Here is a 19,845-nt window from a genome sequence, read left to right as displayed (position 1 = left end):
GTCGCGCGCGTCGCACAACACGCGTGGCGCGCAGGGTCTCGCCACGCGAGCGAACCCGCGCGCTTCAGGCGAGCGTCACCGCCATAAAGGCTGCCCACGACAACAACGCCACGCCGAACGGCGCGCTAAGCCGCCTGCCCCAGCGCACGTTCTTTTCGATCGCCATCACGGCGGCCAGCAGAAGCATCCAGCCGAGGCTGCCGGTGCCGAGCGCGAACATCAACAGCATCAGCGCCCAGCAGCAACCGACGCAGAACAGCCCGTGGTGCGCCCCGAGTGCGAACGCCTGGCGGGCCTGCGCGTGCCCATGCCAGTGCTCGATAACGAAACTCAGCGGCGTGCGGCACCTGTCCATGCAACGATGTTTGAGCTTGCTGAACTGGAATGCGCCGGCCAATCCGACGATCGCGACGCCGATCATCCAGCCATGCCACGCGAGCGCGGGCACGCGGGCAAACAGCGCGAACACGGCGCTATGAAGTAGGTGCGCCACGAGTCCGAAAGCACCCCACACCGTCATATAGCCGAGGCCGAGCAGCATGAGGAGACGCGCATGATCGGGACGTTGCGCGATCAGGCGGTCGAATGCATTGAAGAGCGGCAAGGTGCTCGGCAGCATCATGGCTGCCGTCATCAGAATCCATGCGCCGGCGTAGAGCAGCGCGGGCAATAGCACATTGCCCGCGGGCAATGTGCGGCATAGAAACGCCGCCGGCCCCGAGGCGGTCCAGTCGCCGTGGTCGAGATAGCGTCCATACGGACTGCGCGCCCATGCCCACAACGTCGCCCAGGCGAGCGCGATCAACGCAGCCATTAGCGGCACGAACACGTGACGATGGCGCGAGGAGCCGGACGGTGCCCGGCTTGCCGGCGCGTTCATGCGTCGAAGACGAAGGTGCTCTGCAGCGCGTTATGGTTCTTGATATGGAGGTCGATGCCGAGCGCCGCGTTTTTCGATCGATAGGTGGGCGCCTTGCCGACAAAAACCGGCGCGCCCGGCACGGTGGAAAACACGGTGTCGGAGAGGGTCGTCTGGTTGCCGGTTGCCCCCGAGTAGGGCTCGAGCTCCGCGTAGTAGTTCGTGCCGATCTCGAGTTCGCCTTTGCCCGCGACCACGGTAAAGCGGATCGGCGCGCGCTCCACCGACACCACCTGGCCGATCAGTTTGGCCAGGTCGGCGACCGGGCCGCCGGCCTGGCCGGTGTAGACCTTCAACAGCGCGGCTTCCTGCTCCGGCGACGCCTGATCGCCGATAAAAATCGCGGCGGTCCAGTTGCCTTGCAGGATATTGCCGGGGACATGCGCGACGGCCGCGATGGTGTTGCCGCCCACATCCACACCTTCAACCGTTCCTTTGTCGATGTGCCATGCGACGATGGTGTCGCAGGTTCCGTTGTCGGGGTCCTCGCCGATCCAGCAAGGACACAGGACCTTGCAATTGCACACCTCGAGTAGACGCCCTTCCAGGTGATAGCTCATACGAATCTCCATGTGGAGGCACGCGAAACACCGTCTTGCGGCCGTCGTAAAACGACCGCAAGGGGAGGTAATTGTCCGGCTGCGAAGTCGCCGACGTCAATCGCTTTCACCGTGATCCGAGGTGGCCTGACGCGTCGCGATCAAGCCTGACGTCCCGCCATCACGCCGCCGTCCACCGGCAGCACCGTGCCCGTGATCCACGACGCTCGCGGCGACGCGAGGAACAGGATCGCTTCGGCGATATCGGCAGGTTGCCCATTGCGACCGAGCGGATGAAACGCGTTGAACGTCGGCAGCGTGTCCTTCACCTGATCTTCGCTCATGAACGTGTTGTAGACCGGCGTTTCGACGACCGCGGGTGCCACTGTGTTGATGCGGATGTTGGCCGACGCGAGTTCGATTGCGAGGTTGCGGGTGAGCGCATGCACGCCCGCGTTCGCCGCCGAATAAGCCGCCGACGGTGTCGCGCCGATCGCCTGCAAGGCCCACAGCGAACCGGTCTGAACGATCGCGCCGCCGCCGCGAAGTTTCATCGCGCGCGCCGCTGCCTGGGCCATAAAAAACTTGCCCTTCAGAATGGTGTCGAGGAACCAGTCGTACTCCGCTTCGTCGACGTCGAGGAACGCCTTCGGACGGAACACGCCCGCGTTATTGATCAGAATGTCGACGCCGCTGAACGCTTGCGTCGCGAGATCGACCAGCGCGTTGGCCGTCGCGGGCAACGCGATGTCGCCCGCCAGCGTGCGCACCCTGGCGCCGCCCGGATCGATTTCGCTGGCGGCCTGCGCGAGTTTTTTCGCGTCGCGGCCGCCGATCACTACCGATGCGCCGGCTTCGACCAGACGCCGCGCGACTTCCTTGCCGATACCCGAACCGCCACCCGTGACGATGGCGACATTAGAAGAAAAACTGTTCATGATGCTTCTCCGTGATAAGAATCGGGACAGCCCCGCGTGTCTTGCTTGCGTCGCTTTTTCCCCGGATATTTCGTTTAATTCACGAAGTGATTATTGGCGTCTCAAGCCACCCCGGCAAATGAGATAATCTTCGCAACCAGTAAAGAAATTCTTTTAATCATGAAGTCACCCGTCTATCTGAACGCGTTGCGCGCCTTCGAGGCGAGCGCCCGGCATCAGAGCTTTTCCGCGGCGGCGCTGGAGCTCAACGTGACGCCGGCGGCCATCGGGCAACTGGTGCGCAGCCTCGAAGACTGGCTCGGCACGCCGCTGTTTCATCGCAGCAGCAGCGGCCGCGCGCGTCTCGTGCCGACGGAAGTGGCGCAGCGCGCGCTGCCGGACATTCGCGCGGGATTCGATCGCCTGAATCTGGGGCTGTCGCGTTTGAAAGAAGGATCGGCGAACGGTGTGCTGACCGTCACGGTGAGTCCGGCGTTCGCGGCGAAGTGGCTGTTGCCGCGCATCGACCGCTTTCAGGCGGCATGGCCGGAGACGGACGTGCGGCTCGACACGAGCCTCAAGCTGCTCGATTTCGTCGCGCAGGGTATCGATATCGGCGTGCGTTACGGCACCGGTTCATGGCCCGGCCTGAGGGCGCACAAGCTGATGGACGAGGAGCTCTATCCGGTCTGTTCGCCGGTGCTGCTGCAGAACAGCCGCCGCTTGCGCAAGCCGGCCGATCTTGCCGGGCAGACGCTGATTCACGATCAGTCGGTGGAAAGTCACGCGGGGTTCGCGACGTGGGACGCATGGCTCGACGCCGCCGGCGTGAAAGACGTGGCGACGAAACGGGGCTTGCGAATCAACAACTCTGCCGCGGTGCTGCAGGCGGCGATAGATGGACACGGCGTCGCGCTGGCTCGCAGCGTGATGGCGAGCGACGACCTGGCGGCGGGGCGGCTGGTGCGTCTTTTTCCCGAGGTGGCGTTGACCTCGGCGCTCGCGTATTACGTCGTGTACCGGCCGGAATGCGGCGCGTTGCCGAAGCTGATTGCGTTCCGCGACTGGCTGGTTGAGGAAGCGTCGGCCGCTTAAATGAGCTTGCCATTCGCGAGCGACGACGGGCGGCCTAGGTCCGCGCGTCGTCGCTGTTGCATTTACAGATAGCTGCAAACGTAGTCGAGCGTTTCAACCACGTCGATATCGAAACGGCTCTTGCCCGGCACCGGGAACGACTCGCCGGCGCTATAGGTCTGCCACGTGTCGCTGCCTTCCAGACGGATGCGGCATTGGCCCGCTTGCACTTCCATGAGTTCCGGCGCGTCGGTGCCGAAGTTCAGCGTGCCCGGCAGAATCACGCCGAGCGTTTTGCGCGTGCCGTCGGCGAACAGAACGGTATGCGAGACACACTTGCCGTCGAAGTAGACGTTGGCTCGTTTGATAACGGAAACTTGATCGAATTGCGTGGCGGCCGTCATGGCGGTCTTCCTCCTGGTCATGATGAATGAAATACGTTGGCGCGCGGTGGCCATGGTGCTGGCCGCGAGTCAGGCGAGCCGCCTGGGCGGGCGGTCCGGCGCGGAGCCGCCATCATACAGGCTGGCGCTGTGTGGCTTGGCGCGCGCAGCAAAGTTGTAAAGCTGAATTTCGTTTAATCAAAACGCGCATTCCGTTCTTTTCAATGTTTCAATACGTTCGAGTCATACAGGCGCAGCGGATTTCCCAGCGAATAGGGTTCACCGTCATCGAGGTGTTGCATGGTTTCTGAAAGCCCATGAGTATTTCGACATTGCCCGAACGCTCACTTCGTTCGAACTGGCTGCTGGCCAGCGTGCTTCTCGGCGTCGGCGCGCTGATCGCGTCGCGGGCAGGTTTCGATAGAGTCTTCGATGCCGTCACCGGCGGCATGCCGTGGGCTCGCGTCGCCTTGTTTATCGTGCTCGGTGTCGTTGGGCTGTATTGTGCTCAGCGAAGCGGCCTGCAACTGGCGGCTCACGGTCTTCGTCATCCGCTTGCGGTCGCTTTTGGCATTGGCCTGCTCGTCGCGCTCTACGTCGCGTTCGTCGATCTTGTTGTGTTTCGGCGCTTGCTGCCTTCGAGTTACGTCGCCTATTTTTCCGGGTCTGCGCTGCCGGCACGCCTGATTTACTTCATGATGCGCGGGTTCAACGAGGACATTTTCTACCGTCTGTTTTTCATGTCGGCGGTGCTATGGGTTCTTGGACTTGTCTGGCGGGATTCGCAAGGGCGTTTGCCGAGCGCCGCTTACTGGTTCGCCATTATTCTGGCGCAGGCTGTACCGATGCTGATCAACGAGGCGCCGTTCTATCCGCCGCACCTGACACCGGGTTTCCTGCTGTATGTGGTCGTGCGGTTCATTCTGGCCGGTGTTTTGTGGGGTTTTCTCTACTGGCGATATGGCTTTGTCACGGCGCAAACCGCTCACATTGGCACCCATATTTTTTTGCAGCCGATCATGGGGTTTGCGCTGGGTACGGGATGACGAGGAACGGGATGCGGCGAATTGAAATGGAGGACCACTGATGCAAAGAATTTCGATGCCGAATATCACTTTGCGCCACGCTACCGAGTCTGATTGGGATTTTCTGGCGGCGGTCCACGAGACATGCATGCGCGACTATGCCGTACAGACGTGGGGCACCTGGTTCCCGGAACCGCGCGACGCGTGTCGGCTGGAAATCCACCAGATCATTCAAAGCGACGACGGTGAGATCGGTTGCATTGCGGTAGCGGAAGAGCCGGATGCCGTGATGCTGGAAAAGCTCTACGTCCTGCCGACGCATCAAGGGCGTGGCATCGGCACGTTGCTGTTGAGAGGTCTGATTGAAAGCGCCCACGCGAGTGGCAAGCCGATCCGATTGCGCGTGTTGCGTGTGAATCCGGCTCGACAGCTCTATGAGAGAAACGGCTTCAAGGTCGATCGATCGACGGACGAGCGGCATTTCATGTCCTGTTGGCCGCTTGAGCGATAGTGCGGCGCCCGTCCGCTACGAGACTCCTTACTCCGTGCATCTCAATCCCGATCATTACCTTCAGATAGACGGCCGACGGGTCTTTACACCCGAACGTAACACGGCGGCTTGGGAACGACTTTATGCCGACCTGGCCGCGGCGCTAGCGGACAGCCCGCGGCGAGTCTTTCTGGTAATCGGCGTGCAGGGCTCAGGAAAATCCACCTGGGTCAAGGCGCGCCTTCAGTCTGCGGCGGACGTCATCTGCGTGGACTCGACGCTCGCCACTGCGGCGCGCAGATCGCGATTGATTGAGATCGCGAGACGTGCAAAATCGCCCGTTACGGGGGTCTGGATCAGGGTTTCTCTGGAAACGGCTCTGGGCCGCAACAGAACCCGTCCGCACGACGAGATCGTGCCGGATGAGGCGATCGCCAACGTCTTCAGGCTATTCGAGGCGCCGTCGTTGTCGGAAGGATTGGACGAAATCATTCTCATTGATAACGATGCTCCCGCGCATACATCGAGGAATCAAACTTGAGTCTGCTGAACCGCTTTATTGTCGGCTTGCCTGGCCTGATTGTCGTAGTTGCGTTGGCGCTATTCGCGCTGCACCGCAATGGCGCGATAGAAACCGACGTGTTGATCGACAGTTCGCCGCAAGCAGTCTGGCAAGTTCTCACCGCAACCGCCGACTACCCCGCGTGGAATCCCGAGATTTCGCGGCTGGAGGGACAACTCCGCGAAGGCAACGTGATTGAATTCGCCGAAGGAACCGGGCCGGACGCCATGGTGTTTCATCCGCGAATTCTTGTGGTTCGACCGGAGCGGGAGTTGCGATGGAAAGGGTACGTCTGGCTTCCTGGTCTCTTCGACGGCGAGCATTGGTTCGTTCTTGAGCCGGTGGGCAACAGAACCCGCTTTATTCAAGGCGAAACATTCACCGGGGTTCTCGTCGGGCGGCTGACTCTCGGTGTTCTGAAAGCCACCGTCGACAGCATGCGCGAGATGAACGAGGCGTTGAAGCAACGCACCGAGCAGACCTCCGCGGCTTCGCCAGATCCGTCGAAAGAAGTGAACCGGCAGAAGCACGCAGGGTGACGCGGGCGCGCGGGGTCGCTCAGGACGTTGTCGACGTCAGCGCGTCCACGGCCGTGCGATGAACCGCAGCGTCCTGCCAACGTTCCACATAGTCGGGCGTGCCGCGCGGCGCGGCGACGACCACGGGCATTCCCGGTTGCAGCGCCAGCGGCAGCACGCCGGCCCAGACCGGCAGATTCAGATCGGCTTCGTCATCTTCGGGACCGCTGCTGCTGATCTTGCACGCGGCTTCATCGAGCGGAATACGCAGGATGGTCGTCGCGGCCAGTTCGTTGGCGTCGCCGGGGCGGGCTTCTCGTGAACGGCCCGGCGCGATGTGCTCCATCAACGTATCGAGCGCCGCGGACTTGAGCGCGTCCGCTATCACATCGAATTCACCGTAGATAACCGCCGAGCGATAGTTCATCGAATGGTTGAACGCCGAGCGCGCCAGCACCAGGCCGTCGAGGTGCGTGATCGTCACGCAAACCTGTGCGCGGCTGGCGGCCAGCTTCAGCATGCGGCTGCCGTTGGAGCCGTGAATGTACAGATAGTCGCCGTCGCGCCAGCACGCGGTGGGGATGCAGTGCACGCCGTGGTCGTCGGTGAAGGCGACATGGCACACGTACGCGGCGTCGATGACCGCGTGGAGTGTGGCGCGGTCGTAATGTCCACGTTGCGCGAGGCGGCGAATGCGGCTGCGCTCGGATGGCGGCGCGGCTTCGGGGGCAGTCATGGCGGAACTCCGTGCGTTTAATCGGGAAGGCTCACACGATAAGAAAATCGTGCCATGATTTGTAGACCCACGAATAACGCTATTTTTAGAGCCATGAGAATGAACCTGACGTTCGCGAACACAACTCACGGCGACGCCGACACGCTGGTTCAAATGCGTATCGCCGCGATGAGGGAAAGTCTGGAGCGGATTGGCCGCTTCGACCCGCAGCGGGCGCGTGATCGTTTTCTTGCATCGTTTGAGCCGGACCTGTGCAAGTTCATTGTGATCGACGGCGTGTCGGTGGGCTTCGTTTTAACGCGGCCCGAAAAGGACTATCTGAAGCTCGATCATTTCTATGTGATGCCTGAGCACCAGGGAAAGGGCATCGGCTCCACCGTGATGCAGGCGATCCTCGCCGATGCGGACGCGCGTTCCATTGAAGTCAAACTGGGCGCGCTTCGCGATAGCGACTCCAACCGCTTTTATCAGCGGCATGGGTTCGTCAAGGAGGCGGAAGAGGAATGGGATATCTACTACGCGCGGAAACCGCAATGAAGGTCGCGTAAAGCTGGAAGCGGATTACCGCGCCGGCCCCTGGATCCGATCGATCTGCTCATTCAGCCGCGTAATCGAGTTCGACAGAAACGTCGCTCTCGCATCGAGCCGGCTAAGCAGCAACGTCACGACAAGAATCGCAATCGACAACGGAATGATCGCAAGCGCCAGCCACTGAGGTTTAACGCCGCCCGCCGCACCGCAAATCGAGCCAACCGGAAAATCCGCCGCGGCCATGCCGGTGTAATGCATGCCGGCAATCGCAACGCCCATTACACAAGCCGCGCCGATACGTTTGCGCATCAAACGGTTCGGCCCCGCGCCGCGCAATGTATTGGTGAGCCAGAGTGCCGCCGTGGACGCGGCAATCGCAATCAGAATCGACGCGGCGAAGATGGTGGGCTCGTACTGAATAGCCGGATTCATCTTCATCGCGGCCATGCCCAGGTAGTGCATGCCGGAAATACCGAAACCCATTAGCGTGCCGCCGGCGATTAAGCCCGACATCTTCAGACGATCGAGCGTGACAACATGCAACGCGAACCACGAAACCAGAATGGCGATGACGAGCGAGTAACCCGTCACCGCAAAATCATAGCCAATGGGAATACTCAGGGAAAACGAGAGCATGCCGATGAAGTGCATCGACCAGATACCGATTCCCATGGCCAATGCGCCGCCGGCTAGCCATATGTGCCGGGAACGGGAGTAAGCGAGTAAGGAAATACGGTCGGCGAGATCGAGTGCCGTATAGGACGCCAGTGTCGCGACGACAAGCGAAAAGGCGACTAGCCCCAGGTTATAGCTGCTTTGCATAGGTTGACGGCTTTCAGAAGAGCTCGACTAGTGATGGATGACAACCTGGCAGGATTCTTCGTTGACGAAGAACCTGGCCCTGCGCCTAACGCTGGCCTGTGCGTTGATCGATTCGTTTAGTGTCTTTGCCGTTGCTGCGGTGCAGCCGGAGTGCCGTCTATTTTGCTTCTTGTCGACGCGATACGGCTTACGATAAAGCAGTCTTGAATCTAAAGCAAGTACGTCGGATGCCTCATTAAATGAGCGCGAGCGTTTGAATAGTGTGCCAGCTAATTTAATGCTCGATGCATTGTCGGAATGCAGCCCAACTTACTTTTCATTTCATGTGCCATCTAGCAAACCGGTTTAGATTAAAGAGCCAGGTAAGTTCTCGATCCCCAACTCCTTCAGTAACCAGCTCCTGAACGTGTCGAACGCCTGGTGATGATGAAGCCGTTTCGGATACACGAGATAGTGACCGACGTACGGGACTTCCCGCGTAGTGCCGATCAACGGAGACATCAGCGTCCCCTGATTCAACTCACGCTCGGCCAATAGGGTGGATTCGAGCACCACACCGAGCCCGCCGACGGCCGCGGCGATCGCCATTGAACTCCGATCGAAGCGCAATCCATATTGGTTCGGCGGGCTCAGATGGTTGGCCTCGAACCATCCTTTCCATTGGAACATCTGAACGTCGCACTGAATGAGCGTGTGTTCGTACAGATCCTCCGGGCGCTGAATTTTCCGCGCGAGTTTTGGCGCGCAAAGCGGCGTCAGTTTCTCGAGCGCGAGCGGAATCTTTTCATACGGCGACGGCTTGGGCTCGCCGTACACGATATCGAGGTCGAAGTCGTCGTCCTCGAAACGCGCGTAGTCCGTGCTCGCGGAAAAACGCAGGTCGATCCGGGGATTTTCTTTCACGAAGCCCGCGAGTCTCGGTAGCAACCATTGCGTGGCGAAACTCGGGGCGGTGTGAAGACGCAGCGGACTGGGTTCGTCGGTCGTGACGAGCGCGAGTCCGCGGCGCATCTCTTCCATGCCGCGCTGCACGTGTTCGAGCAGGATCGCGCCTTCGCGGGTCAGCGTGACCTCGCGTGTGCTGCGCTGGAACAGTCGCAAATCCACGGTTTCTTCCAGCTTACGAATGGAGTGGCTGACCGCGCTCGGCGACAGATCCAGTTCTTGTGCCGCCGTCGCGAACGACGCGGTGCGGCCGGCCGCCTCGAACACACGCAGGAACGGCAGCGGTAACTTGCGAATCGGCTTCATGCGTGAATTTCGTTCATGAATGGGTGCAATCTTTTCTTTTGTCAGTGGGTTTTTCCCAATGATACGCTGGCTCTGCGTCGAACTGGTTTGCAACTGATGAATGAAAAGCATCTGTTGCCAGCGAGTCAGCTGACCAGCCCGCCACGCCGGGCACCGCATTCCAAAGACATTCAGGACGGAGACATGACAGCCATCACCGAAACACGGCGACAGAGCGCCGCCAGCCCCAGCGATTCCCACGCTAACTCCCACGCCGACCTCGCGCGCCACGCGTACCGGATCCGCCGCTTTGCGCTGCGCATGGGCGAAGTGCAAGGCCAGGGCTATATCGGCCAGGCGCTGGGCCTTGCCGATGTGCTCGCCGTGGCGTTCTGCCACGCGATGAACCTGCGGCCCGACGAACCCGAGTGGGAAGGCCGGGATCGCTTTCTGCTGTCGCACGGGCACTACGCGATCGCGCTGTACGCGGCGCTGATCGAAGCGGGCGTGATTGCCGAGGCGGAGTTGGAGACCTACGGTTCCGACGACAGCCGCCTGCCGATGTCCGGCATGGCGAGCTACACCCCCGGCATGGAAATCTCGGGCGGCTCGCTGGGGCAAGGTTTGAGCATCGCGGTGGGCATGGCGCTCGGGCTGCGGCAAAAAGGCAACCCGGCGTGGGTCTTCAATTCGATGTCCGACGGCGAGCTCGATGAAGGCGCCACATGGGAAGCTGCGATGTCCGCGGCGCATCACCAGCTCGGCAATCTGATCACGCTGGTGGACGTCAACCAGCAGCAGGCGGACGGCCCATCGCAGCGCATTCTCGGTTTCGAGCCGCTGGCGGACAAATGGCGCGCCTTCGGCTGGCATGTGCAACGCGTCGACGGCAACGATCTCGCGGCCGTGATTGCCGCATTCGATCAGGCGCGCGACGTCAGCGAGCCGGTGCCGCGCGTGATCCTGTTCGATACGCTGATGGGCAAGGGCGTGCCGTTTCTCGAACAGCGCGAGAAAAACCACTTCATTCGCGTCGACCCGGAGGAATGGCAGCAAGCCATCGCCGTGCTCGATGCAGCGCAACCCGCGGGAGACCGAGCATGAGCACCGTCATCAATAAACCCCGCCTGACGACGTCGGCGATGATCGCGTCGATCGCGACGGAAGGCCAGCGCACCATGGCCGCGCCGTTCGGGCACGCGCTCGTGGCGGAAGCGGCGAAGCGGCCGAATATCGTCGGCATGACGGCGGATCTGTCGAAGTACACCGATCTGCACATCTTCGCCAACGAGTACCCGCAGCGCCATTTCCAGATGGGCATGGCCGAACAGTTGCTGATGGGCGCCGCCGGCGGCATGGCGAAGGAAGGCTTCATTCCGTTCGCGACGACTTACGCGGTGTTCGCCACGCGCCGCGCGTACGACTTCATCCACCAGGTGATCGCCGAAGAAAACCTCAACGTGAAGATCTGCGCCGCGCTGCCGGGCCTGACGACGGGCTACGGTCCGAGCCACCAGGCCACCGAAGACATCGCGCTGATGCGCGGCATTCCGGGGCTGACGATCGTCGATCCGTGCGACGCGCTCGATACCGAACAGGCGGTCGCCGCGATCGCCGCGCATGATGGTCCGGTGTATATGCGTCTGCTGCGCGGCAAGGTGCCGCTGGTGCTCGACGAATACGACTACCAGTTCGAACTCGGCAAAGCGAAGCTGCTGCGCGACGGCCGCGACGTGTTGATCATCTCGTCGGGGATCATGACGATGCGCGCACTCGAAGCCGCACAAGTGCTCGGGGACGGCGCCGCCGACGTCGCGGTGCTGCACGTGCCCACCATCAAACCGCTCGACGAGGAGACCATCGTCGAAGCGTGCCGGCGTTCGGGGCGTCTCGTGATCGTCGCGGAGAATCACAGTTGTGTCGGCGGACTGGGAGAAGCCGTCGCCACGGCGTTGATGCGCGCACGCGTGCAGCCGGAATTCCGGCAGATCGCGCTGCCGGATCAGTTTCTCGCGGCGGGCGCGTTGCCCACGCTGCACGACCGCTACGGCATCTCGACGTCGTCGCTGGTGGGCAGCATCAAACAATGGTTAGCGTGAGGAGACCACCATGAACGTGACCTTTGTAGGAGTCGGCGCGATCGGTTTGCCGATGGCGCTACGCATCCAGCAGGCGGGGCATGCGGTGACCGGCGTGGATGTGTTCGGCCGCGCGCGTGAAAACGCGCAGATGAGCGGGATCGAGGCGGTTGCCAGTTTCGACGCGGCGCCGGCGGCGGAGATCGTCGTCGTGATGGTCGCCACGCCGGAACATCTGTCGACGCTGGTCGATGAGGCCGTGAGCGCGGTAAAAGGGCAGACGTGGGTGATTATGTCCACGGTCGGTCCGGCGAGCGTGCGCGAGCAGGGCGCGCGTTTGCGCGAGGCCGGCGCGCGCGTGGTCGATGCGCCGGTGACGGGCGGCGTCGCGCGCGCGAAAACCGGCATGCTCGTGATCTTCGCGGCCGGCGAGCAGCAGGATGTGGACAGCGTGTTGCCGGTGCTGGACGCCATGGGCGGCGTGCATGTCACGGGCCAGCAACTCGGCGACGGGCAAAGCATCAAGGTGGTGAATCAGCATCTGTGTTCGGTGCATATCGTGGCCGCCGCCGAAGCGCTGAATCTCGCCGGCGCGCTCGGACTCGACCCGGCCGCCGTGCTGAAGCTGATCGAAAAAGGCGCGGCCGGCTCTTGGATGCTGTCGGATCGCGGCCCGCGCATGGTGACCGGCAGCGACGTCGAAGTTACCAGCGCGATCAATATTTTCGTCAAAGACAGCGGCTTGGTGAATGCGGCCGCCGTGCAATGTGGCGCCGACGTGCCGCTGCTGAAAATCGCGCGCGAGCGTTATCAGCAGGCCGCCGATGCGGGATTGGGATTGCGCGACGACAGCCGGGTGATCGAAACCTGGCGTTGACGGGCGGTTTCAGCCTCGGGCTTCGCCCTCAGCGCGCTATTCACCTACTAAAACGATTCGGAGACACAAGCCATGAGTACCTCATCCGCGACACTTCCTGCCAAGGACAATCCGATCAAGGTGTCTTTTGCATCGATGATCGGCTCGGCGGTGGAGAGCTATGACTTCTTCATCTACGGCACCGCTGCCGCCGGCTGGTTCGGCAAGATATTCTTTCATACGAACGAGCCGATCGTCGGCATCATGGCGGCGTTCGCCACGCTGGCGGTCGGCTTTCTGATGCGGCCGTTCGGTGGGTATCTGGCGGGGCACTATGGCGATCGTCTGGGGCGCAAGACGGTGCTGTTCTGGTCGCTGCTCGCCATGGGCGCCGCGACCGTGCTGATCGGCGCGCTGCCTACCTACGATCAGGTCGGTGTATTGGCGCCTGTACTGCTGATTCTGCTGCGCATGGTGCAAGGCATCGGTTTCGGCGCGGAATGGGGCGGTGCGGTCCTGATGGCGTGCGAGCATGCGCCGGCCAAACGTCGCGGATTCTTCGGTGCGGTGCCGCAGGTGGGGATTCCGTTGGGGCTGCTGCTGGCCAACGGCGCGTTCCTTCTTTCGTCGACGATGTTCGAAGGCAACTGGGTGTGGCGGGCGCCGTTTCTGGTGTCGTTCGTGATGGTGGCGATCGGCCTCTTTATCCGTTTGAGCGTGAAGGAGTCGCCCGCCTTCGAAGCGATCAAGGCCAGCGACACGATTATCAAGCAGCCCGCGTTGCAGGTGATTCGCAGCGACTGGCGCATGATCCTGAAGATCATCGGCTTGCGTCTCGCGGAAACGGGCGGCTACTACATCACGACCAGTTTCATGCTGTCGTACGTGATCCTCGCGCATGTGTCCGCCAAAGAGAATGTGCTGTGGGGGACGATGATCGGTTCGGCGCTCGGTCTCGGCAGCCATCTGTTTTATGGCATGCTGAGCGACCGGTTAGGGCGGCGTCCGCTGTTCCTGTTCGGTGCGTTGTTCACCATCGTGTTCGGCATGCCGATGTTCATGCTGATCAACACCGGTGCGGCGATCATGGTCATTACGGCGGTGACGTTGTCGCTGCTGTTCAGCCACGATCCGATCTTTGCGGTCGAATCGAGCTGGTTCTCCGAGCAGTTTCCGGCGAATGTGCGGTCGTCGGGGATTTCGCTGGGGTACAACGGGGCGTCGGTCGTGGCGGGCTTGCTGCCGTTTGTTGCCACTGGCCTGTATGGCGTGGTGGGTTGGATGGGGCCGGCGGTCATGTTCTCGCTGCTCGGCATTATCTCCAGCCTGTGCGCGCTGTCCATGCGGGAAACGGCGCCTGCCGTACTCGAAAGACGCTCCGATATGCCGATGAGCCAGCATAAGGTGGGCACGCGCTGAGGTTGCCGTACCGATGGGCCGAGGCGGGTCGGGTAGACTCTCTCGGCCCGGACTCCCGTCACGCTCATGGATACCCAACTGATCATCATCTGCGCGCTCACGTTCGTGATTCACGTTATCGCGACCCTGGCCTACGCCGTTCGGATCGCCGGGGTTCGTACCCGACGGATCGCCGTTTCGTTCGCGTTGTTCGGCATCATCGCGCTGGTGTCGCGCACGGCGAACTCGTTCCAGGGACCGTTTCTGGCGAAGCGGGTCGAAGAAGATCTCGCTCATCACGTACAGGCCGGCATGCTGGGGGATTTCCGGCTCTTCCTGTTGGCGGCGACGCTTGCCACGGTCGTGGGGGCGTTTCTCATTCCCACCTTTCAGCGCTACTTCAGCCGCGCGGTGATCCATTTCCAGGTGCATCGATCGATTCCGCGGCTGGCGCTTCATGCGTTCAGCCGCGGTGGAATCGCGTACATTCGCGGCGGTGCTCGCCTGCCTGCCAGAGAAAACGTGACGCAATTGACGTCCGATGCCGGCGTGTCGTGGAAAGTGATTACGCTGAATGTCTTCGCCATGTCGCTTTGGACGGTCGGCGTTTTTGCGTCGCTATACGCGGGGTTTTTGAAACCGGAGTTGCGCGTGACCTGCGCGAATCTTTCTTCGGTGATCAATGGATTCGCGACGATCGTGCTGACGGTCATTATCGACCCGCAAATATCCGTCATGACGGACGACGTCATAGAAGGGCGCGTCACGGAAAACCGATTCCGGCGCGCCATCACCACGCTGATCGGCGCCCGGGTCGTGGGAACCCTGCTCGCGCAATTGATGCTGGTGCCGGCCGCGTTTCTGATTGTGCGTGTAGCCGAGGCGATCTGATGCGCGCGATCGGCTAGCGAATCTCCACCTCGATGAACACGACCTCGTGATCGGTCGCGTTGACGACGTTGTGCTCGACGCCTTTCAGCCCGGCATAACTCTGTCCGGCTCGCAGTTGCGTTTCGCGATTGCCTTGCGTCGTCTCTAGCAGAAGCTGTCCGTCGGTTTGCGGCACGACGACATAGTCGTGCCCGTGGATATGCCAGCCGGTCTCGGCGCCTGGCGCAAAACGCCATTCAGTGACGATCACGCGCTCGTTCGATACCTGTTGCGTGGAAATTGCGGGCGGACGATTCATGGGCGTAGCCTCAGTGGACTGGGGACGAGGTTCGTTGCAGCACGCGTGACGCGCAACACGGCTGAAAGGCATTCTGAAGCTCACGCAATTCTTTTCATATGGACAGTGCTGTCGCCTCGACCAACACAGTTGAGCCGGCCTGGTCGCCGGGGTTCGCCAGACATCGCGCAAGAACGATCAAATGAAACGTCGGCCGATATCGTATATTCCCGTCGGACACTTATCTTGGGAACGGTATGAATCCGGTTACAAAGGCGCTGTGGTTTATTGAAATCGAACTTGGCGACGAACTCACGCTCGAGCGAATTTCAGCGACTTGCGGCATGTCGCGCTTCGGTCTGTCACGCCTCTTCTCGATGAGTACAGGTTGGCCTGTCATGCGCTACGTCCGTTCACGACGGTTGACGCGCGCCGCGCGCTCGTTGACGCAGGGCGCACCGGATATTCTCAGCGTGGCGATCGACGCCCGATAAAGTTCTCACGAGGCATTCACGCGCGCCTTTCACGATTTGTTCGGCGTCACGCCCGAACAGGTGCGGGCACGGCGCGATCTCGATGGTCTTTCTCTGGTGGAGCCGCTACGTATGAAAGAAACGAAACTCACTGATATAGCCGAGCCGCGTTTCGAAATGAGCGAAAGCTTGCTGATCGCCGGAATAGGCGGTCGCTTCACGTTCGAAACCAACGAAGGCATTCCAGCGCTTTGGCAGACTTTCAACCCGTACATTGGCAACTTGCCCGACCAGCTGAGTTGCGTGACCTACGGCGTGTGCTGCAGCGCGGATGGGGAGGGCGGATTCGACTACATCGCGGGTGTGCGGGTGAGAAGCCGGGACCGTTTGCCCGCCGCTTTCCGCTGCGTGGAAATCGAACCGCAGCGCTACGCCGTCTTTGAACATAAAGGACACATCTCGACGTTGCACGAAACGGTCCACAGCATCTGGAATAAATGGCTGCCGGAGTCGGGCATGGAGGCGGCGGAAGCGCCCGAGTTCGAGCGCTATAGCGAAGACTTCGATCCCTGCGCGGGGACGGGTGTTCTGGAGATCTGGTTGCCGGTCAAAGACGGCGTACGTCGGTCGGGTTGATCGGATCGACGTACGAGACAAATTTTGCAGGCACACAAAAACTTATTAGTGTGCGACTATAGAGAACATGGAACCCCGTAACGTCCCGAGCAAGTCTCATCATCATCACGGTCGCAATGCATTGCGCCGTGGTTCGTTACGTCCATAGCAAGGAACGCGGTATTTCAACTCCCTTCCCTGCACGTACAACCAAGGCGCCCCTCAGGCGCCTTTTTTTATTTCCAGCACCTTTACACCACTAAATTAGAGAGGTTTCTCATGACCATGATTCGCGGAACTCGCTTCGTCGTTGGGAAAGAGGCGGCACAGATACGCGCACTGGAAAATCAATTCCGGAGTTATCTTCATTGACCTTGGCGCGGAGGAGGCGATCGTTCCTGCGCTATGGTCGCAGGACACGTTTATCCAGAAGGCCGGCGGCAGCGAGATAATCGGCCAGATGTGGGCCTTCCCCGACAAGAAAGGGCGACCCTGTTGCCTGATTCCAGAAGCGACCGCGCTATTCCAGGAGCGTTGCGCCGAACTGCTGGATCGACAACCGGAACGGATGTTGTTCTATATCGCGCGGTGCTATCGCTATGAGCGGCCGCAGGCCGGTCGCTATCGCGAGTTCTCGCAACTCGGATTCGAATACCTGTGCGCCGATCCCGACTTCGCGACGAGACGCAGTCAGAAGATCGTGACGGGCTTTTTCGATTCGCTCGGACTTCGCTACGAGATCGACACCGCGGCGAGGAGAGGCCTTAGCTACTATCTGAACGGCCGGGGTTTCGAGTTGCGTTGTACCGAACTCGGCGCGCAACAGCAAGTGGTGGGCGGTGGGGCGTATCGCGAGGGAGCGGGTTTCGGTATTGGCGCGGAACGGCTGCTGCTGGCAATGACGGCTCAAGGGCTGATCTAGAGAGATTCATCGCGTGGGAAGGCTGGGCGATTGGAATTAGCCGCAAGCCTTCCCGCGCTTACGTTATCCGAATTGGGCGACCAGCGCGTTCCACAACGCGTAGACCTCTCGCATGCCGGGGTCATGATCGCTAGTCCATATGGCTGTTTGCACAAGTACGAGCTTCGAGCGTGGGTCGACGATAATTCTTTGGCCGTCCATGCCTTGCAACGCGAACATACGGTGGTCGCCGGGCAAAATCCACACCTGGTAACCATAGCCGAATAGCGGATTGGCCCTGCCCGGGGCGAGAAAGCTATCGGGAGAGGCGACGCTGGTCGCTTGTAGCACCCAGTTACGCGGCACGATCTGCTGCCCGTTCCACTTGCCGTCATAGGCCAGCATCAGTCCAAGTCTCGCCCAATCACGCAGCGTGGCGTTCACGCAGCAGTAGGTAATGTCCAGCCCGGTCGCGTCATGTCCCCACGATGCATCGGATTCCATGCCCATCTTCTTCCAGATGCGCTCGCTCGCATACTGCGCGACGGACTGATGCGTTGCATGACTTAAAACCAGACCGAGTACTTCCGTTTCGATACTTGCGTAGCTGAAATGCGTGCCGGGTGCGTGGTCGCGCTGATTGAAGCGCCTGACAGCTTCGATGGCTCCCGCGCCGTGCGGGCTGAAGAGATCGCGGCCTAGTTTGTCGCGATCGTCGCCTGCGTTGCTGTCTTCGAAGAAATGGACGCCGGAAGACATATGCAGCAGATCGCGAATTGACGTTTGGCCGTAGGCGGTGTCGGCCAACTGCGGTACATAGACATCCGCAAGATCGTCGATCGAGTGAATCGCGCCTTCCGATATGGCGATACCGATCAACATGCCGACAATCGTTTTCGCCATGGATTGCGACATGAAGCGATCGGTGTCCTTCCGGGCGTAGCGATAGTGTTCGTAAAGAATCGTGTCGCCGCGCGCGATCAGCAGGCCGGTCACCGGATTACGATCGAGGTAGTCGTTGACACTGCGATACTGGCCTCCGTACGGATAGTTCAGTACGAGTTCGTGTTCGGCAGTTTTGAGTGTGGACGCAACGCCGGCTTTGGCAATCAGATTGCTCGGATGAACCTCGTCGAAATGGCTGTAGTAGCCGACAAACTGCGCTTGCGTTCTGGGCTTGCCCGGCACGGGCAGCGGATAATGATCCGCGGCGCCGTAAGCGTCGGCGGCATAGCCGGTGTCGGAGAACACCGCGTCCGACTGCGCCACCGCACATGACAATGCAAGCATGCAGCCTGCGACTACCCTAACGCTTTGCCGCATTGCACCGCTCCTTTCTTGTTGTAATCGAGGTAGATGTTCGCCGCGAAACCGGTACTCACTCAACGGCCGAGAACTAATCCGGTTGACCAGGGTAACCGATTTTCAGGCGAGGTGAGAGTCAGCGGGCTATTCGCAAGGAATGGATTCACGTACTCTGTGCGATCTCTTTCTTCGAGTTGGCAGCCTTGATGAAACCATTGCCCAACGCACAAGCCATTACGATTGAATCTACGCGGCTTCTTATCCAACCGTTCTCACCCGCCGACGCCGACGCCGCGTTCTCATGCGTCACCTTATCGCTGACGCGTTACATGGCGTGGGAACCGGCGGCCTCGCGGGATGAATTCGACCGCATCTGGCAGGGCTGGCTACCGTCCATCGAAAACGGATCGGATTATGTTTTCGCCATCCGTCACCGCACCGACGGAGGCTTTCTCGGTTTGGTCGGACTTCACTACGTGAACACCGGGAAGCAGGAACTCGGCATCTGGATTCGGGAAGATCGTCATGGCGAACATTTCGGTCGCGAAGCCGTCACGCTGGTCGCGCGGTGGGCAACGCAAACCCTTGGCGCCGAGAGCTTTATCTACCCGGTTGCCGAAGAGAACCTGCCCAGCCGGCGCATTGCCGAATCGCTAGGCGGCGTGATCGTGGAGCACTGCGAGCGGCCGAAATACAAGGCGGTTATTTATCGGATCCCCGCCGTCTATTGCCAGTGAGCGCCGCTTGAGAACAATGCCGATTATCTCCACGTCATTGCCAGTGCGAGCTTTTGTCTGCTACTCGACATCCGTAACAGGCTCTCCCGGCAGGACGTAGTGCATTTCATAGAACAACACGTCGCCCCGCGTCGGTAAGGTAAACGGAGGAGACGCGGAAGCGAACCCGAGCGCCTCATAAAACCCTCGCGCGCTTTCCCGCGCCGTACACCAGACGATACGTCCGCCTTCCTTGCGCGCATGATCGAAGCACAGTTTGATCAGCATCTGGCCAAAGCCGTACCGCTGCATCGACGGTTCCACGGCCACGCCGCGTAATCTCCACGCGTGATCGCCGGGAGAGCCGGGAAAGGCTTCCTGACACACCGTTGCAGCCGCAACGATAGCGTCGCCGTCGCAGATCGCCAGATGCAACGTCGAGTCCTGATCGTCGCCGCGGAATCGGCACTGCGACGTATCGCCGTCCAGCAGAACAGAAGTCCGGATCGGATAGACCTGCTCGGCTGGAACCGAGCGTATGGCGAACAGCGAACGATCACGCAGCATAAATTGAGTCCGTACCTACAAA

The 19,845-nt window shown here is 60.8% G+C and carries 22 protein-coding genes and 2 pseudogenes; 14 read left to right on the top strand and 10 right to left on the bottom strand.

Annotated elements, in window-relative coordinates; translation table 11 throughout:
* Nucleotides 1-64 precede the first annotated feature (64 nt).
* The 3 genes from HWY05_RS03845 to HWY05_RS03835 all read right to left on the bottom strand — a co-directional run bounded on the left by HWY05_RS03845 (nt 65) and on the right by HWY05_RS03835 (nt 2,396).
* Entirely contained in the window at nt 65-880 is an 816-nt protein-coding gene (locus tag HWY05_RS03845; protein WP_176057436.1) for a DUF2182 domain-containing protein, read from the bottom strand.
* On the bottom strand, nt 877-1,479 hold the full coding sequence (locus HWY05_RS03840; protein WP_035558530.1) for a DUF1326 domain-containing protein: 603 nt from the start codon (nt 1,477-1,479) through the stop codon (nt 877-879). Before HWY05_RS03840 ends, HWY05_RS03845 begins: the two co-directional genes overlap by 4 nt.
* A gap of 140 nt (nt 1,480-1,619) precedes the next feature.
* The gene (locus HWY05_RS03835) at nt 1,620-2,396 is read right to left on the bottom strand and encodes an SDR family oxidoreductase (RefSeq protein WP_176057435.1); all 777 of its coding nucleotides are present in this window, start codon (nt 2,394-2,396) and stop codon (nt 1,620-1,622) included.
* A gap of 159 nt (nt 2,397-2,555) precedes the next feature.
* Between HWY05_RS03835 and gcvA the strand changes: the two genes are divergently transcribed.
* A complete protein-coding gene (gcvA, locus tag HWY05_RS03830) occupies nt 2,556-3,470 on the top strand; it encodes a transcriptional regulator GcvA (protein ID WP_176057434.1) in 915 nt (304 codons plus the stop codon).
* Nucleotides 3,471-3,532: 62 nt separating this feature from the next.
* On the opposite strand, the gene HWY05_RS03825 is transcribed toward gcvA, so the two are convergent.
* The gene (locus tag HWY05_RS03825) at nt 3,533-3,853 is read right to left on the bottom strand and encodes a pyrimidine/purine nucleoside phosphorylase (RefSeq protein ID WP_176057433.1); all 321 of its coding nucleotides are present in this window, start codon (nt 3,851-3,853) and stop codon (nt 3,533-3,535) included.
* Nucleotides 3,854-4,149: 296 nt separating this feature from the next.
* Between HWY05_RS03825 and HWY05_RS03820 the strand changes: the two genes are divergently transcribed.
* The 4 genes from HWY05_RS03820 to HWY05_RS03805 are packed head-to-tail and all read left to right on the top strand — an operon-like array spanning nt 4,150 to nt 6,448.
* Nucleotides 4,150-4,878, top strand: coding sequence for a hypothetical protein (locus HWY05_RS03820; RefSeq protein ID WP_176057432.1), 729 nt, complete (start codon nt 4,150-4,152; stop codon nt 4,876-4,878).
* Nucleotides 4,879-4,933: 55 nt separating this feature from the next.
* The gene (locus HWY05_RS03815) at nt 4,934-5,368 is read left to right on the top strand and encodes a GNAT family N-acetyltransferase (protein WP_176057431.1); all 435 of its coding nucleotides are present in this window, start codon (nt 4,934-4,936) and stop codon (nt 5,366-5,368) included.
* 34 nt (nt 5,369-5,402) lie between these two features.
* Entirely contained in the window at nt 5,403-5,888 is a 486-nt protein-coding gene (locus HWY05_RS03810; protein ID WP_176057430.1) for an AAA family ATPase, read from the top strand.
* On the top strand, nt 5,885-6,448 hold the full coding sequence (locus HWY05_RS03805) for an SRPBCC domain-containing protein (protein ID WP_208459075.1): 564 nt from the start codon (nt 5,885-5,887) through the stop codon (nt 6,446-6,448). The genes HWY05_RS03810 and HWY05_RS03805 overlap by 4 nt, the downstream gene beginning before the upstream one ends.
* A 19-nt stretch (nt 6,449-6,467) precedes the next feature.
* On the opposite strand, the gene HWY05_RS03800 is transcribed toward HWY05_RS03805, so the two are convergent.
* Nucleotides 6,468-7,163 carry a pyridoxamine 5'-phosphate oxidase family protein gene (locus tag HWY05_RS03800; RefSeq protein WP_176057429.1) on the bottom strand — a complete coding sequence of 232 codons (696 nt, stop codon included), beginning with the start codon at nt 7,161-7,163 and terminating at the stop codon, nt 6,468-6,470.
* Between the two features lie 99 nt (nt 7,164-7,262).
* Here HWY05_RS03800 and HWY05_RS03795 point away from each other — a divergent pair, with 99 nt between their 5' ends.
* Nucleotides 7,263-7,700 carry a GNAT family N-acetyltransferase gene (locus HWY05_RS03795; RefSeq protein WP_176057428.1) on the top strand — a complete coding sequence of 146 codons (438 nt, stop codon included), beginning with the start codon at nt 7,263-7,265 and terminating at the stop codon, nt 7,698-7,700.
* Between the two features lie 42 nt (nt 7,701-7,742).
* On the opposite strand, the pseudogene HWY05_RS03790 reads toward HWY05_RS03795, so the two are convergent.
* Both HWY05_RS03790 and HWY05_RS03785 read right to left on the bottom strand, forming a co-directional pair.
* Nucleotides 7,743-8,516, bottom strand: a pseudogene (locus HWY05_RS03790) (MHYT domain-containing protein); the annotation flags it as partial.
* 345 nt (nt 8,517-8,861) lie between these two features.
* Entirely contained in the window at nt 8,862-10,145 is a 1,284-nt protein-coding gene (locus HWY05_RS03785) for a LysR substrate-binding domain-containing protein (RefSeq protein ID WP_244146482.1), read from the bottom strand.
* Here HWY05_RS03785 and HWY05_RS03780 point away from each other — a divergent pair.
* The 5 genes from HWY05_RS03780 to HWY05_RS03760 all read left to right on the top strand — a co-directional run bounded on the left by HWY05_RS03780 (nt 10,068) and on the right by HWY05_RS03760 (nt 14,969).
* Entirely contained in the window at nt 10,068-10,850 is a 783-nt protein-coding gene (locus HWY05_RS03780) for a transketolase (protein ID WP_231585069.1), read from the top strand. The two genes, HWY05_RS03785 and HWY05_RS03780, sit on opposite strands and share 78 nt — an antisense overlap.
* Complete coding sequence (locus tag HWY05_RS03775; RefSeq protein ID WP_035558507.1) at nt 10,847-11,845, top strand: transketolase family protein; 999 nt, start codon at nt 10,847-10,849, stop codon at nt 11,843-11,845. Before HWY05_RS03780 ends, HWY05_RS03775 begins: the two co-directional genes overlap by 4 nt.
* 10 nt (nt 11,846-11,855) lie before the next feature.
* Nucleotides 11,856-12,701 (top strand): NAD(P)-dependent oxidoreductase, encoded by an 846-nt coding sequence (locus HWY05_RS03770; protein ID WP_176057425.1) that lies wholly within the window; start codon nt 11,856-11,858, stop codon nt 12,699-12,701.
* A 72-nt stretch (nt 12,702-12,773) separates the two neighbouring features.
* The gene (locus tag HWY05_RS03765; protein WP_176057424.1) at nt 12,774-14,099 is read left to right on the top strand and encodes an MFS transporter; all 1,326 of its coding nucleotides are present in this window, start codon (nt 12,774-12,776) and stop codon (nt 14,097-14,099) included.
* A gap of 66 nt (nt 14,100-14,165) precedes the next feature.
* Nucleotides 14,166-14,969, top strand: coding sequence for a lipid II flippase Amj family protein (locus tag HWY05_RS03760; RefSeq protein WP_176057423.1), 804 nt, complete (start codon nt 14,166-14,168; stop codon nt 14,967-14,969).
* A 13-nt stretch (nt 14,970-14,982) separates the two neighbouring features.
* On the opposite strand, the gene HWY05_RS03755 is transcribed toward HWY05_RS03760, so the two are convergent.
* The gene (locus tag HWY05_RS03755) at nt 14,983-15,267 is read right to left on the bottom strand and encodes a cupin domain-containing protein (protein WP_176057422.1); all 285 of its coding nucleotides are present in this window, start codon (nt 15,265-15,267) and stop codon (nt 14,983-14,985) included.
* A gap of 236 nt (nt 15,268-15,503) precedes the next feature.
* Between HWY05_RS03755 and HWY05_RS03750 the strand changes: the two are divergent.
* Both HWY05_RS03750 and HWY05_RS03745 read left to right on the top strand, forming a co-directional pair.
* Nucleotides 15,504-16,355, top strand: a pseudogene (locus HWY05_RS03750) (AraC family transcriptional regulator).
* A gap of 289 nt (nt 16,356-16,644) precedes the next feature.
* Entirely contained in the window at nt 16,645-17,256 is a 612-nt protein-coding gene (locus HWY05_RS03745) for an ATP phosphoribosyltransferase regulatory subunit (RefSeq protein WP_176057421.1), read from the top strand.
* Nucleotides 17,257-17,319: 63 nt separating this feature from the next.
* Here HWY05_RS03745 and HWY05_RS03740 read toward each other — a convergent pair whose 3' ends face one another.
* Nucleotides 17,320-18,525, bottom strand: coding sequence for a serine hydrolase (locus HWY05_RS03740; protein ID WP_176057420.1), 1,206 nt, complete (start codon nt 18,523-18,525; stop codon nt 17,320-17,322).
* 221 nt (nt 18,526-18,746) lie between these two features.
* On the opposite strand from HWY05_RS03740, the gene HWY05_RS03735 reads away from it, so the two are divergent.
* Nucleotides 18,747-19,277 (top strand): GNAT family N-acetyltransferase, encoded by a 531-nt coding sequence (locus HWY05_RS03735; RefSeq protein WP_176057419.1) that lies wholly within the window; start codon nt 18,747-18,749, stop codon nt 19,275-19,277.
* Nucleotides 19,278-19,337: 60 nt separating this feature from the next.
* Here HWY05_RS03735 and HWY05_RS03730 read toward each other — a convergent pair whose 3' ends face one another.
* Complete coding sequence (locus tag HWY05_RS03730; RefSeq protein ID WP_176057418.1) at nt 19,338-19,823, bottom strand: GNAT family N-acetyltransferase; 486 nt, start codon at nt 19,821-19,823, stop codon at nt 19,338-19,340.
* Nucleotides 19,824-19,845: the final 22 nt, after the last annotated feature.

The organism is Paraburkholderia sp. BCC1876, from assembly GCF_902833695.1.
Taxonomy (GTDB): Bacteria; Pseudomonadota; Gammaproteobacteria; order Burkholderiales; family Burkholderiaceae; genus Paraburkholderia.
The sequence above is the reverse complement of the archived record's forward strand: the minus strand, read 5'-3'. Positions and strand labels throughout refer to the sequence as shown.

What these genes read in the sequence shown, in the direction of transcription:
- HWY05_RS03840 (WP_035558530.1), bottom strand. Translation starts at nt 1,479, where the DNA reads ATGAGCTATCACCTGGAAGGGCGTCTACTCGAGGTGTGCAATTGCAAG.
- HWY05_RS03765 (WP_176057424.1), top strand. Translation starts at nt 12,774, where the DNA reads ATGAGTACCTCATCCGCGACACTTCCTGCCAAGGACAATCCGATCAAG.
- HWY05_RS03825 (WP_176057433.1), bottom strand. Translation starts at nt 3,853, where the DNA reads ATGACGGCCGCCACGCAATTCGATCAAGTTTCCGTTATCAAACGAGCC.
- HWY05_RS03770 (WP_176057425.1), top strand. Translation starts at nt 11,856, where the DNA reads ATGAACGTGACCTTTGTAGGAGTCGGCGCGATCGGTTTGCCGATGGCG.
- HWY05_RS03760 (WP_176057423.1), top strand. Translation starts at nt 14,166, where the DNA reads ATGGATACCCAACTGATCATCATCTGCGCGCTCACGTTCGTGATTCAC.
- HWY05_RS03775 (WP_035558507.1), top strand. Translation starts at nt 10,847, where the DNA reads ATGAGCACCGTCATCAATAAACCCCGCCTGACGACGTCGGCGATGATC.
- HWY05_RS03755 (WP_176057422.1), bottom strand. Translation starts at nt 15,267, where the DNA reads ATGAATCGTCCGCCCGCAATTTCCACGCAACAGGTATCGAACGAGCGC.
- HWY05_RS03780 (WP_231585069.1), top strand. Translation starts at nt 10,068, where the DNA reads ATGGGCGAAGTGCAAGGCCAGGGCTATATCGGCCAGGCGCTGGGCCTT.
- HWY05_RS03800 (WP_176057429.1), bottom strand. Translation starts at nt 7,163, where the DNA reads ATGACTGCCCCCGAAGCCGCGCCGCCATCCGAGCGCAGCCGCATTCGC.
- HWY05_RS03740 (WP_176057420.1), bottom strand. Translation starts at nt 18,525, where the DNA reads ATGCTTGCATTGTCATGTGCGGTGGCGCAGTCGGACGCGGTGTTCTCC.
- HWY05_RS03845 (WP_176057436.1), bottom strand. Translation starts at nt 880, where the DNA reads ATGAACGCGCCGGCAAGCCGGGCACCGTCCGGCTCCTCGCGCCATCGT.
- HWY05_RS03730 (WP_176057418.1), bottom strand. Translation starts at nt 19,823, where the DNA reads ATGCTGCGTGATCGTTCGCTGTTCGCCATACGCTCGGTTCCAGCCGAG.
- HWY05_RS03820 (WP_176057432.1), top strand. Translation starts at nt 4,150, where the DNA reads ATGAGTATTTCGACATTGCCCGAACGCTCACTTCGTTCGAACTGGCTG.
- HWY05_RS03835 (WP_176057435.1), bottom strand. Translation starts at nt 2,396, where the DNA reads ATGAACAGTTTTTCTTCTAATGTCGCCATCGTCACGGGTGGCGGTTCG.
- HWY05_RS03735 (WP_176057419.1), top strand. Translation starts at nt 18,747, where the DNA reads ATGAAACCATTGCCCAACGCACAAGCCATTACGATTGAATCTACGCGG.
- HWY05_RS03795 (WP_176057428.1), top strand. Translation starts at nt 7,263, where the DNA reads ATGAACCTGACGTTCGCGAACACAACTCACGGCGACGCCGACACGCTG.
- gcvA (WP_176057434.1), top strand. Translation starts at nt 2,556, where the DNA reads ATGAAGTCACCCGTCTATCTGAACGCGTTGCGCGCCTTCGAGGCGAGC.
- HWY05_RS03815 (WP_176057431.1), top strand. Translation starts at nt 4,934, where the DNA reads ATGCCGAATATCACTTTGCGCCACGCTACCGAGTCTGATTGGGATTTT.